Raw genomic sequence first — 12,064 nt, 5'->3', positions numbered from 1 at the left:
GGCCGGTTGGTCACGGTGGTCACCTGTTGAGGTCGAGCGTCGCGAGCTGTTCGGAGACGGACACTGCGCCGTCGACCAGTCGGACTCCGGGCGTAGACTCCGAGAACGGGATCGTCACGAACGCCTCTGCCTTCACCGCCCTCAGCTGTCTCAGGACCGGATCGTTCTGCAGGTAGGAGATCTTGTCGGCCGCGGTCGACCAGTTGGCGTCGGCCAGGACGATCACGTCCGGATCGCTCTTGACTACGTCCTCCCAGTTGCCGTCGGCCCAGCCGTCATCAAGAGTGCCGAAGATGTTCCTCGCACCCACGGCGTCGAGGATCAGCTGCGGGCCGCCGCTGTTGCCCCCGACGAACGGGACCTTGTCGCCGGAGTCGAACCACAGCACGTCGATCCCCTCGCCAGTCCGGTTCCGGGCGAGCTCGTCGAGCCGGTGCTGCTGCTCGCCGCGGAGCTCCTCGGCACGGTCCGGGGCTCCGAACGCTGTGGCCACCGAGTCGATCTCGTCCCACACCGCGTCGAAGGACGTCGGAGGTCGCTCGGCCTTGTCGTTGCAGCCGAACGGGGAGAGATAGGACGGTGTCCCGTCCTTGTCGAGCTGCGCCTGGGTGCCGGCGACCTTGGTCTCGAAGGCACTGCCGTAGGACGCGTAGAGGAGATCCGGGTCCGCCTTCACCAGGTCGTCCGCGGTGGGGTACTCCGCCGAGAGCACCGGCACGGACTCATAGGCCTCGCGCCACTTCTCGGGGACGGCGTCGTCGAGGTACGCCGTACCCGCGAGCTGGTCCTCGAGGCCCAGCGCGAGCACGACCTCGGTGGCACCCTGATTGAGGGTGATCGCCCGGGTGGGCCGGGCCTCGATCGTCGAGGTGTGGCCGCAACTGGTCACCTCGACGGGGAACGACGTGTCGTTCGGATCGACGGCCCGCTTCTCCGCGGCGGGAGCACCGGCACAGGAGGCCAGGAACAGGACTGTTGCTGCGCCGATCGCGACGCGAAATAAAGGTCGACTGACCATTGGTTTCTCCAAAACCCTCGTGGAACAAAAGCGCCGTGGCCGGTCTCCTGGCTTCCGTCTCAACGTCTCTGGCCGACCTTCCCGGGACTGCTCCCAGTGGTCCGGCACCTTCCCGATCTGGCTGGGCTGGCACCGCAAGGGCCGTCGACTCGACGGCTACAGTGGCGAGGGCCGCGCCGGCATCAGACCGGCTTCCCGAACACCACGGCATCGGCACCGTATCAACACCACTGCCGAGACCCCTAAGATCACCCGGTGACTTCACGGACCCGAGGCGACCTCTGTCCCGGCGTGCTTCGGCCTTGGCCGGCCGAGGACGGCGCCCTGGTGCGGTTGCGGCTGATCGGCGGAGTCGTCGCGCCGGCCTCGTTGCTCGCCCTGATGGCCGTCGCGGACGAGTTCGGTGATGGCACCATCCACCTCACCAAGCGCGCCAACCTGCAGCTGCGCGGCCTGCCCGCCACCGACGGCTGTCTCGACGCCGAGGTGGTGGCCGCCATCGAGGGCACCGGACTGCTCCCCTCGCCGAGCCACGAGCTCGTGCGCAACGTCCTGGTCTCCCCGCTCACCGGCCTGCTCGGTGGACGCGTCGACCTGCGGCCGATCGCCGCAGCGCTGGACGAGGGGCTGTGCGCGGACCCCGTGTTTGCAGGTCTGTCCGCGCGGTTCCTCTTCGTGCTCGACGATGGCCGCGGTGATGTCGTGGGCCGCTCCTGCGACCTCGGCCTGGTCGCCCTGGACGACTCCAGCGTCCAGATCCGCGTCGGGGACGCGTGGGGTCCGGTCCTCGCGCTCGATGGCACCGTGCCCCACCTGCTCGGCCTGGCCCGCGACTTTGTCTCCGCCCGCGGCACCGGGCCCGACGCGCCCTGGCACGTGCGTGAGCTGGCTGCCCCGCTCGGGACCCCCGAGCCGCGCGACCCGCGGGCCGACGTGCACGGCGAGCCGCCGGCGTACGGCACGCTCGCACCGGGTCTCGAGCACGTTCAGGTGGCGGAAGGGCTGCTCAACCCGGAGCAGCTGGCCACGGTGCTGGCCCCCGGGCCGAACGAGCTCGTGGTGACGCCGTGGCGCTCGATCCTGGTGCGCGCCTGAGGCAACCGCGACCCGATCCACGGACCGCGGGATTCCGGCCAGCATCCGACCTGCCGACCCCGTCGAAGACTCGACGCCCTAGGCTGCCAGCGTCCTGTGGCGCAGGAACCCGGTGAGAGTCCGGGGCGGTTCCGCCACTGTGAAGGCTCGTCCACCCGGACCGGCCCAGCCAGACACTGACTGCAGGACAGAGAATCCATCCAGATGGGGCGAGAACCCCGAGGAGTGCAGATGCGCCTGTCCAGGCCTCCCCAGCGGTACGACTACATCGATGACGGTGCCGCCATCTATGTCGACTCGTTCGCCACGATCCGCGCCGAGTCGAGCTTTGACCACCTGCCTGCCGATGCCGAGAAGGTGGCCGTGCGGATGGTCCACGGCACCGGCCAGACAGACTTGGCTGGCGACTTGGTCATCCACCCCCGCCTGATTGCCGCCGCGCGGGGCGCACTGAAGTCCGGCGCGCCGATCATCACCGATGCCCACATGGTCGCCTCCGGGGTGACCCGGGCCCGGCTCCCCCGGGACAACGAGGTGCTCTGCCTGCTGCGCGACGAGCGTGTCCCGGCGCTGGCCCATGACTTCGGCACCACCCGGTCGGCGGCTGCGTTCTCGCTGCTGGCCGACCGGCTCGAAGGCTCCGTCGTCGCGATCGGCAACGCGCCCACCGCGCTGTTCCACCTTCTGGAGATGCTGCTCGACGGCGCCCCTCGACCGGCCGCGATCATCGGCTGTCCCGTCGGGTTCATCGGCGCCGCCGAGTCCAAGGAAGCCCTCGCCGCCTTCGCCGACGACCACGGGATCGACGTACCCTTCCTGACCGTTCGCGGCCGCCGCGGCGGGTCCGCCATGACCGCCTCGGCGCTCAACGCACTCGCCCAGGAGAAGGAATGATCGTGAGGAGCGAGGGACCGCAACGAATGAGCCACCTGTACGGCGTGGGGCTCGGCCCCGGCGACCCCGAGCTGATCACCCGCAAGGCCGCCCGACTGATCGCCGAGGCAGACGTGATCGCCTATCACGCCGGCGTGGGCAAGGAATCGAACGCGCGCCGGATCGCCGCCGGCCTGATCCCCGACGGCGTGGTCGAGGAACTGCTCCGCTATCCCGTCACCACCGGGCGCACCGAGCACCCCGGTGGCTATGCCGGCGCGATGGCGGAGTTCTATGAGGAGTGCGCCGATCGGCTGCGCGTCCATCTCGAGGCCGGTCGCACGGTCGTCGTGCTCGCCGAGGGCGACCCGCTCTTCTACGGCTCGTTCATGTATCTCCACGACCGGCTCTCCCCGCACTTCCCGACCGAGGTCATCCCCGGGGTGCCGGCCTTCGCCGCCGCGACCGCCGTCGTCGCGACGCCACTGGTGCGGCAGACCGACGTGCTCACCGTGCTGCCGGGGACTCTCGCGGTGCCCGAGCTGGCCCGTCGCCTGGCCGACACCGACGGCGCGATCATCATGAAGCTGGGGCGACGGTTCCCGGGGGTCGTGGATGCGTTGCGCCAGGCCGGTCGTCTCGAGCACGCGTGGTACATCGAGCGTGCCTCCATGCCGGCCGAGCGCTGGATGAAGGTGACCGAGGTCGATCCGTCCTCGGTGCCCTACTTCTCGCTGATCGTGGTGCCGGGTGATTCGCTCGCCGAGGAGCCCGGCGGCCGCCGCGACCGGTTGGTCGAGCAGGGCGAGGAACGAGCCCGAACAGTCGAGAGCACGCCAGCCGCCGAGCTGCTCGTGGTCGGTCTCGGCCCCGGCCCAGACCACTGGCTCACCCCCGAGGCGACCGCCGCACTCGACACGGCCCAGCACGTGGTCGGCTACGCGCCCTACGTCAACCGGGTGCCGCAGCGCGAGGGCCTGACCCGTCACGCCTCGGGCAACACGGTCGAGGTCGACCGGGCGCGTCTCGCTCTCGACCTGGCCCTGCGCGGCGAGCGGGTGGCGGTCGTGTCCGGTGGCGACGCGGGAGTCTTCGGGATGGCCTCGGCGGTCTTCGAGGCGGCCGAGGACCCGGCGTACGCCGCTGTCCCCGTGCGGGTCCTGCCGGGAGTGAGTGCGATCCAAGCCGTCGCTGCGCGGGCCGGCGCCCCGATCGGCGCGGACTTCGCGGTGATGAGCCTGAGCGATCGACTCAAGCCCTGGCCCGTGATCGCGAAGCGGTTGCGCGCCGTGGCCGAAGCCGATCTGGTGCTCGGGATCTACAACCCGGCATCGCGATCACGCGTCGACCAGGTCTCCGAGGCGCAGAAGATCCTGCTCGAACATCGCTCCCCGGAGACCGTTGTCGTCGTGGGCCGAGACATCGGCCGGGCCGAGGAGTCGCTGACCGTGACCACCCTCGGGGAGCTCGACGCGGGCTCCATCGACATGAAGTGCCTGCTGCTGATCGGGGCCTCGAGCACGCGGCGTACGTCGTCGGGGAGGGTGTGGACGCCCCGCTTCGTGGACTGACTCAGCTGATCAGCTGCGGCCGGGAAAGGCTCCGAAATCAGCGCTTGAGCGAGCGGTCCCTCGCCGGGTCGTAGAGGTAGGACTCGGCCACCTTCGTGGGCTCGATGGCGGGGCCGACCATGATCAGGGCTGCCTGACGCAGGCCGGCCGCCTCGACCTGGTCGGCAATGTCGGCGAGCGTCCCGCGCAGGATCAGCTCGCTCGGCTGGCTGACCCGCGACACCACAGCAGCCGGGCAGTCGGTGCCGTAGTGCTCGGCCAGCTCAACGGCGATCTCACGAGCCCGGGTGATCGCCAGGTGCAGGACGAGGGTGGCGCCAGTGGCGGCGAAATTGGCCAGCTTCTCCCCTGCCGGCATCACGGTCGAACGGGCCTGCGCACGCGTCAGCACCACCGACTGCGCGACCTCGGGCACGGTCAGCTCGCGGCCCAGTGCGGCCGCGGCCGCGGCGTACGCCGGGACCCCGGGCGTGACCTGCCACGGCACGCCGGCGGCATCGAGACGCCGGGTCTGCTCGGCCAGCGCGGAATAGACCGAGGGATCCCCCGAGGTGAGCCGGACAACCTCCTCGCCCTGGTTGTGCGCCATCGTGATCACCGAGACGATGTGGTCGAGATCGAGGTCCTGGGTGTCGATCTGGAGCACATCGGGGCGGCAGTGCGAGAGCACCTCGGTGTCGATGTAGGTGCCCGGGTAGAGCACCACGTCGGCCGTGCCGAGAAGGGCAACCGCGCGCAGCGTGATCAGGTCGGCGGCGCCGGGGCCTGCTCCGACGAAGTGGACGGTCATGCGTGCTCCTTGGTGAGGGTCCACTGGGTCACTGCACGAGACGGAGTCCAGCCGGTGAAGGTGCCGATCGGGGCCGTCGTCTCGACGTGGATGCGGGTCAGTTCGCCGCCGTGCTCCGTGTGGGCGGCGGCGAGCAGGGCTTCGGTCTCCAGCGTGACGCCGTGTACGACGAGGCGCCCGCCTGCTGGCAGCGCGGCCACGCAGGTCTCGATCACGCCGGGCACCGTGGCGCCCCCTCCGACGAAGATCGCATCGGGCCGCGGCAGCCCGGCAAGCGCGTCGGGTGAACGTCCGGTGACCACCCTCAGGTCGGGTACGCCGAGTGCTTGCGCGTTCCGCTCGATGCGGGCGGCTCGCGTCTCGTCGGCCTCGACCGCGATCGTGCGACAGGTGGGGTGGGCGCGCATCCACTCGATGCCGACCGACCCTGCACCCGCGCCGACGTCCCAGAGCAGCTGTCCGGGCCGGGGTGCCAAGCGGGACAGCGCGGAGGCGCGCAGGTCGCGCTTGGTCAGCTGGCCGTCGTTCTCGAAGAGCTCGTCGGGCAGCCCGGCCACCCATCCCCCCACGACCGGGCCGTCGAACTCGATCGCGATCACGTTCAGCTGCGGCGCACGACGTCGCGCCCACTCATCGGCTGTGGTCGCGATGCTTGTCTCGTCGTCCGAGCCCAGGTCGCCCAGGACGGTCATCTTCGAGCCACCGTGGCCCGTGTTCACGAGCAGGTCGGCGACCGAGCCCGGGGTGTCCGCGTCGGAGGAGAGCACGATGCTGCGATGCCCGGGAGCGATTGAGCGCAGGACTCGGTGGACGTCGCGACCAACGACGCTGACCACGTCCACCGTCTCGGCGTCCCACCCCATCCGCGCCCGCGCCAACGCGACGGACGAGACCGTCGGCTCCACCACCACTGCCCCCGGGCCGAGGATCTCCACCAGGGTCCCACCGATGCCGGAGACGAACGGGTCACCCGAAGCGAGCGCGACCACCCGACGACCGTCGTACTTCCACAGCAGGGCAGGCAGGCTCTCACGCAGCGGCGACGGCCACGGTTCGCGGATCTGGTTCTCGGAGGCGGGAAGCAGGTCGAGGTGGCGCCGCCCACCGAGGACGATGTCGGCGTCCAGGACCAGCTGCCGGTGCTCCGCGGTGAGGCCCGTCCAGCCGTCCGCACCGATGCCGATGACAGTGACCGCGGGTGACATGCGACGAACCCTAGAGGGTCCGCCGGTCGACCCCGCACGGTGTTCACCGCCGACGACCTGCTTTCGCTGCGGCGCGCGCACCCCCACCGGGAGCGCGCGGTTGGACCGGCTGCGCCGATGACTTCCTGACCGGCTACGGTGACGTCAGCACGAGGTGCCCCTCTCGAGGGGAGAATCTGGGAAGCCGGTGAGAATCCGGCACAGGGCCCGCTGCGGTGACTGTGGCCTCCACGAGGAGGACCACAGAAGTCCGAAGACCGGCCTCGCGCTGACCACATCCACATGGCTGATGAGAGCGGGAGCCCCCAAATGCCAACAGCGCCCCAGTCGCACCATTTCCCTTTCAGCGCAGTCGTCGGTTCCGACAACATGGCGCTCGCCCTGATCCTGACGACCATCTCACCCGCCGTCGGTGGCGTGTTGGTGCGCGGCGAGAAGGGCACGGCGAAGTCCACGATGGTCCGCGCCCTCGCGTCGGTACTGCCGCCGATCGAGGTGATCGCGGGCGACCGGTTCTCCACCGACCCACGTGAGGTGCACCCGCTCTCCCCCGACGGACCCTTCGCGACCGACGTCGACGTGGAGTCGCGGCCGGTGCGCCTGGTCGAGCTGCCGGTCGGCGCGACCGAGGACCGGGTCCTCGGGTCGCTGCACCTGGAGAAGGCGCTCTCCTCCGGCGTCGCCGAATATGAGCCCGGCCTGCTGGCCCGTGCGCACCGCGGCATCCTCTATGTCGACGAGGTCAACCTGCTCCACGACCACCTCGTCGACCTGCTCCTCGACGCGGCCGCGATGGGCCGCTCGACGGTCGAGCGCGACGGTGTCTCGGTCGAGCACGCGGCCCGGTTCGTGCTGGTCGGCACGATGAACCCCGAGGAGGGCGAGCTGCGACCGCAGCTGCTGGACCGCTTCGGACTCACCGTGGAGGTCGCCGCCCCACGAGACCCCTCGCTGCGGGTCGAGGTGGTCCGTCGGCGGATCGCCTTCGAGTCGGACCCGGTCCGGTTCGCGACGTCGTACGCCGAGGACGAGCGCGCCCTGACCGACCGCATCCTGGCCGCCCAGAAACTGGTCTCCCAAGTGCTGCTCGGCGACGCGGCCCTGCTGAAGATCGCCGAGATCTGCGCCGCGTTCGACGTCGACGGGATGCGTGCCGACATCGTGTGCGCCCGGGCTGCCGTGGCTCATGCGGCCTGGCACGGGCGTACGTCGGTGCTCCGTGAGGACATCCGCGCCGCGGCCCGGCTGGCCCTTCCGCACCGTCGCCGTCGGAACCCGTTCGACGCCCCGGGGATCGATGAGGACCTGCTGGATGAGCTGCTCGGGGACGACGACCTTGACCCCGAACCAGACCCCGACCCCGACGGCCCCCACCCCGATGACTCCCGCCCCAACGAAGACCCCGCCGAGCCGTCAGTTGTTGACCAATCACACGCCGAGTCGTCAGTTGTTGACCAATCACCCGCCGAGCCGTCAGTTGTTGACGAGCAGGGCGCCGAGTCGTCGGTTCCTGACACGTCAACAACTGACGGGTCGGCGGAGCAGGCGTCAACAAGTGCCGACTCGGCGGGGCAGGCGTCAACAAGTGCCGGGTCGACGGGCGAGGCCGTGCAAGCACAGCAGCCCTACCGACCCAAGCTCTTCACGGTGGCCGGCACCGGCGCCGGCGAGAGCGGACGCCGCAGCCGCGCGGTGACCACCTCGGGCCGTCGCGTCGGCGCCACGAAGGCCTCCGGCCAGGGTGGTTCGATCCACCTGACCGAGACCATCCGGGCCGCTGCCCCCCACCAGTTCGGCCGCGGCCGGACCGGCGGCCCGATGCGGTTGCGCAGCGACGACCTCCGGATCGCGACCAAGGAGGGTCACGAGTCCAACCTGATCCTCTTCTGCGTCGATGCCTCCGGATCGATGGCCGCACGGACCCGGATGGAGCAGGTGAAGACGGCCATCCTCTCCCTGCTGCTCGACGCCTATCAGCGACGGGACAAGGTCGGCCTGATCACCTTCCGCGGCAGTGACGCCGACCTCGCCCTGCCGCCGACCAACTCGGTCGACATCGCTGCCGCCCGCCTCCAGGAGCTGCCCGCCGGCGGGCGCACCCCGCTGGCCGAGGGACTGCTCCGGGCAGCCGAGGTGATCCGCCTCGAGAAGATCCGTGACCCACGCCGCCGGCCGCTGCTGGTCGTGGTGACCGACGGCAGGGCGACGTACGGCCCCGATGCCGTTGCCCGCTCCCGTCAGGCGGCCACGCACCTGGCCGCCACCGGCACCTCGTCCCTGGTGATCGACTGCGAGGTCGGCCGGTTCCGCATGGGCCTGGCCGGGGCGCTGGCAGCCGAGTTGCACGCCGAGTACGTCCCCGTCGGAGAGGTCAGCGCGACTGCCCTGACCGGCGCCGTGCACGGGTCGCTGGGCCGAGACGGCTCGCGTCGCGAAGAAGGAGCAGCCTGATGCCCAAGGGAGTCCCCGAGTCCGTTCCCGACGACGGCCTCACCACCGCGCAACGCCGCAACCAACCCCTGCTGATGGTCAACACCGGCGACGGCAAGGGCAAGTCGACGGCAGCCTTCGGCCTCGCGATCCGCTCGTGGAACCAGGGCTGGAACGTCGGCGTCTTCCAGTTCGTGAAGTCGGCGAAGTGGCGCATCGGTGAGCAGACCGTCCTCGAACGGCTCGGCCAGTTGCACGAGGAGACCGGCGAGGGCGGTCCGGTCGAGTGGCACAAGATGGGCGCCGGCTGGTCCTGGAAACGCAAGGAGGGCAGCGTCGAGGACCACGCCCGCGACGCTGCCGATGGTTGGGCCGAGGTGAAGCGACGCATCGCCGAGGAACGGCACGACCTCTACGTGCTCGACGAGTTCACCTATCCGATGGAGTGGGGCTGGGTCGACGTCGACGACGTCGTCGAGACGCTGGCCAACCGGCCGGGCCGCCAGTTCGTGATGATCACCGGCCGCCGCGCCCACCCGCAGCTGGTCGAGGCCGCCGACATGGTCACCGAGATGACCAAGGTGAAGCACCAGATGGACCGCGGCCAGAAGGGCCAGCGGGGCATCGAGTGGTAGAGCAGTGTGATCCCGTGAACGCTCTGCCCCGCCTCGTCGTCGCGGCCCCGGCCTCGGGGCACGGCAAGACCACCATCGCCACCGGACTGATGTCGGCGCTGTCCCGGCGCGGCCTGGTCGTCAGCGGCCACAAGGTCGGTCCCGACTACATCGACCCGGGCTATCACTCCCTGGCCACCGGACGCCCCGGCCGCAACCTCGATCCGCACCTGGTCGGCGAGGAGCTCCTGGTGCCGCTGCTGCTGCACGGCGCCCGCGGTGCCGACCTGGCCCTGGTCGAAGGCGTGATGGGGCTGTACGACGGGCAGATCGGCGGCCACGGATTCGCCAGCACGGCGCACGTGGCCCAGGTGACCCGGACCCCGGTCGTGCTGGTCGTCGACATCTCACACGCTTCGCGCTCGATCGGCGCCGTCGTGCAGGGCATGGCGGAGTTCGACCCCACCGTCGACATCGTCGGCGTGATCCTCAACAAGGCCGGGTCGCAACGCCATGCCGACGAGGTCCGCAGCGCGATCAAGCTCCCCGTCCTCGGCGTGCTCTCACGTGACGACGGAATCGTCGCCCCGTCGCGGCATCTGGGCCTGGTGCCCGCGGACGAGCGCGACGAAGCAGCCTCGGCGCTGGACCGGTTGACCGAGCGGATCACCGAACGCATCGACCTGGGCCAGGTCATCGCGCTGGCCGGGCAGGCGCCCGCGCTCGAGGGTGAGCCCTGGGATCCGAGTGCTGCCGTGGCCGCGGTCGCAAGTCGCCCCGTCATCGCGATGGCGGGAGGGCGCGCCTTCACCTTCCGCTATGCCGAGACCGAGGAGCTGCTCCGTGCTGCCGGCTGCGAGGTGGTCACCTTCGACCCGCTGCATGACACCGCGCTGCCACCGGGCACGTCGGGCATCTATCTCGGCGGGGGCTTCCCGGAGGTCCATGCCGCCGGCCTCACCGCCAACCAGCCGATGCTGACCGCGATCGCCGACGCCGTGCGCAGCGGCGTACCCACCGTCGCCGAATGTGCCGGCCTGCTCTATCTCTGCCAGAGCGTCGACCACGCCGCGATGATCGGCGTCCTGCCCGCCACTGCCAAGATGACGCCGCGGTTGACCCTCTCCTACCGGACCGCGAGCACCGGTGCGGACACGTTGCTGACCCGCCGCGGAGAGAGCGTCACCGGCCACGAGTTCCACCGCACCACCGCCACCCCCGCCGCCGGGGACGTGCCCGCGTGGACCGTCGACGGCACCCCGATCGGGTTCGCCGGACCGACGCTGCACGCCTCCTACATCCACACCCACTGGGCCGGGCACCCACAGCTCGCGCAGCGGTTCGCGGATGCGGCGGCAGCCTTCGCCCCCGCTGCCGCGGTCACCGACCCCGCGCCCGCTGTCCGCCCCTCCGGATCCGGGCTGCCGAGCGGCGTGGCGTCCGGTCCCGACCCGTCGGGGCCGGAGCTGGACCCATTGCGCCACCACGGCGACACCGAGGCCGGCGATCTGGTCGACTTCGCGGTCAACGTCTTCGACGGCCCGCGACCCCAGTGGCTCAGCGATGCCCTGCACCAGAGCCTGGACGAAGTGCACCGCTATCCCACGTCCACCTCGGCGGAGGGTGCCATCGCGCGCAGCCACGGCCGTGCGGTCGACACCGTGCTCGCGACCGCCGGCGCGGCCGAGGCCTTCACGCTGATCGCGCGTCTTCGCGAGTGGCGCCGACCGGTCGTCGTGCACCCTCAGTTCACCGAGCCCGACGTCGCCCTGGCCGAGGCAGGACACCAACCCCAGCACGTGATCTGTCGTCCCGCCGACGACTTCGCCCTCGACCCGGCAGCCGTCCCCGAGGACGCCGATCTCGTCGTGGTCGGCAACCCGACCAACCCCACCGGCGTGCTGCACCCCGCGGCGACGATCCGCGCGCTGCTGCGCCCCGGCCGCCTCGTCGTGGTGGACGAGGCGTTCATGGACACGGTCGGTCACGAGCGTGCGTCGTTCGCCCAGGCGCCAACGCCGGGGTTGATCGTCGTCCGCAGCCTCACCAAGCTCTGGGCGATCCCCGGCGTGCGCGCGGGCTACGTCCTGGCCGAGCCTGAGGTGATCGCGGCACTCCGCGGCTCGCAGGTCCCGTGGTCGGTCGGCACCACGGCCGCCGCAGCGATGATCGCGTGCTCCTCTGAAGAGGCCGCAGCCGAGGCAGCACGACGCGTGCGGCAGATCGTCGTACGCCGCACGATCCTCACCGATGGCCTTGCAGAGCTGGGGATTCGGCACCTGGCCAGCGCAGCGCCGTTCGTGCTGGCCCGTCCCGGCGACGGCGTCCGTGAACGGTTGCGCGACGCGGGCCATGCCGTACGTCGGGCCGACACCTTCCCCGGCCTCGACGCCAGCTGGATCCGGATCGCAGTCCGCTCGCCGGAGTCGACGCGACGGATGCTGGCAGCACTGGGAGCGGTGCTGTGA

General features: G+C 70.8%; 9 protein-coding genes and 3 riboswitches. Of the genes, 6 read left to right on the top strand and 3 right to left on the bottom strand.

Annotation, left to right across the window (positions count from 1 at the left end; all coding sequences use genetic code 11):
• Positions 1–19: 19 nt before the first annotated feature.
• Positions 20–1,018, bottom strand: coding sequence for an ABC transporter substrate-binding protein (locus BJ980_RS16530; RefSeq protein ID WP_179503302.1), 999 nt, complete (start codon positions 1,016–1,018; stop codon positions 20–22).
• 20 nt (positions 1,019–1,038) lie between these two features.
• Positions 1,039–1,240: riboswitch (cobalamin riboswitch) on the bottom strand.
• 33 nt (positions 1,241–1,273) lie between these two features.
• On the opposite strand from BJ980_RS16530, the gene BJ980_RS16525 reads away from it, so the two are divergent.
• The 3 genes from BJ980_RS16525 to BJ980_RS16515 all read left to right on the top strand — a co-directional run bounded on the left by BJ980_RS16525 (position 1,274) and on the right by BJ980_RS16515 (position 4,557).
• Positions 1,274–2,113, top strand: a complete 840-nt coding sequence (locus tag BJ980_RS16525; RefSeq protein WP_179503301.1) for a nitrite reductase — start codon at positions 1,274–1,276, stop codon at positions 2,111–2,113.
• Positions 2,114–2,175: 62 nt separating this feature from the next.
• A riboswitch (cobalamin riboswitch) is annotated at positions 2,176–2,312 on the top strand.
• Positions 2,313–2,344: 32 nt separating this feature from the next.
• A complete protein-coding gene (locus BJ980_RS16520; RefSeq protein WP_179503300.1) occupies positions 2,345–3,007 on the top strand; it encodes a precorrin-8X methylmutase in 663 nt (220 codons plus the stop codon).
• A gap of 26 nt (positions 3,008–3,033) precedes the next feature.
• Entirely contained in the window at positions 3,034–4,557 is a 1,524-nt protein-coding gene (locus BJ980_RS16515) for a precorrin-2 C(20)-methyltransferase (protein ID WP_179503299.1), read from the top strand.
• Positions 4,558–4,594: 37 nt separating this feature from the next.
• Here the strand turns inward: BJ980_RS16515 and cobM are convergent, their stop codons facing one another.
• Positions 4,595–5,347 (bottom strand): precorrin-4 C(11)-methyltransferase, encoded by a 753-nt coding sequence (gene cobM / locus BJ980_RS16510; protein ID WP_179503298.1) that lies wholly within the window; start codon positions 5,345–5,347, stop codon positions 4,595–4,597.
• A complete protein-coding gene (gene cbiE / locus BJ980_RS16505) occupies positions 5,344–6,552 on the bottom strand; it encodes a precorrin-6y C5,15-methyltransferase (decarboxylating) subunit CbiE (protein WP_179503297.1) in 1,209 nt (402 codons plus the stop codon). Before cbiE ends, cobM begins: the two co-directional genes overlap by 4 nt.
• Before the next feature lie 135 nt (positions 6,553–6,687).
• A riboswitch (cobalamin riboswitch) is annotated at positions 6,688–6,832 on the top strand.
• Between the two features lie 89 nt (positions 6,833–6,921).
• On the opposite strand from cbiE, the gene BJ980_RS16500 reads away from it, so the two are divergent.
• From BJ980_RS16500 to cobBC, 3 genes are read left to right on the top strand one after another with little or no spacing between them, the layout of a single operon-like run.
• A complete protein-coding gene (locus BJ980_RS16500) occupies positions 6,922–9,003 on the top strand; it encodes a VWA domain-containing protein (RefSeq protein ID WP_179503296.1) in 2,082 nt (693 codons plus the stop codon).
• Positions 9,003–9,617 (top strand): cob(I)yrinic acid a,c-diamide adenosyltransferase, encoded by a 615-nt coding sequence (gene cobO, locus BJ980_RS16495; protein WP_179503295.1) that lies wholly within the window; start codon positions 9,003–9,005, stop codon positions 9,615–9,617. Before BJ980_RS16500 ends, cobO begins: the two co-directional genes overlap by 1 nt.
• A 14-nt stretch (positions 9,618–9,631) precedes the next feature.
• Positions 9,632–12,064 carry a bifunctional hydrogenobyrinic acid a,c-diamide synthase/histidinol phosphate aminotransferase CobBC gene (gene cobBC / locus BJ980_RS16490; protein ID WP_179503294.1) on the top strand — a complete coding sequence of 811 codons (2,433 nt, stop codon included), beginning with the start codon at positions 9,632–9,634 and terminating at the stop codon, positions 12,062–12,064.

It is taken from the genome of Nocardioides daedukensis, from assembly GCF_013408415.1.
GTDB classification, from domain to species: domain Bacteria; phylum Actinomycetota; class Actinomycetes; order Propionibacteriales; family Nocardioidaceae; genus Nocardioides; species Nocardioides daedukensis.
The sequence above is the reverse complement of the archived record's forward strand: the minus strand, read 5'-3'. Positions and strand labels throughout refer to the sequence as shown.

Bases quoted from the DNA above. Each gene is read 5' to 3' on its own strand.
- BJ980_RS16530 (WP_179503302.1), bottom strand. From the start codon at position 1,018: ATGGTCAGTCGACCTTTATTTCGCGTCGCGATCGGCGCAGCAACAGTC.
- BJ980_RS16520 (WP_179503300.1), top strand. From the start codon at position 2,345: ATGCGCCTGTCCAGGCCTCCCCAGCGGTACGACTACATCGATGACGGT.
- BJ980_RS16515 (WP_179503299.1), top strand. From the start codon at position 3,034: ATGAGCCACCTGTACGGCGTGGGGCTCGGCCCCGGCGACCCCGAGCTG.
- cobM (WP_179503298.1), bottom strand. From the start codon at position 5,347: ATGACCGTCCACTTCGTCGGAGCAGGCCCCGGCGCCGCCGACCTGATC.
- cbiE (WP_179503297.1), bottom strand. From the start codon at position 6,552: ATGTCACCCGCGGTCACTGTCATCGGCATCGGTGCGGACGGCTGGACG.
- BJ980_RS16500 (WP_179503296.1), top strand. From the start codon at position 6,922: ATGGCGCTCGCCCTGATCCTGACGACCATCTCACCCGCCGTCGGTGGC.
- cobO (WP_179503295.1), top strand. From the start codon at position 9,003: ATGCCCAAGGGAGTCCCCGAGTCCGTTCCCGACGACGGCCTCACCACC.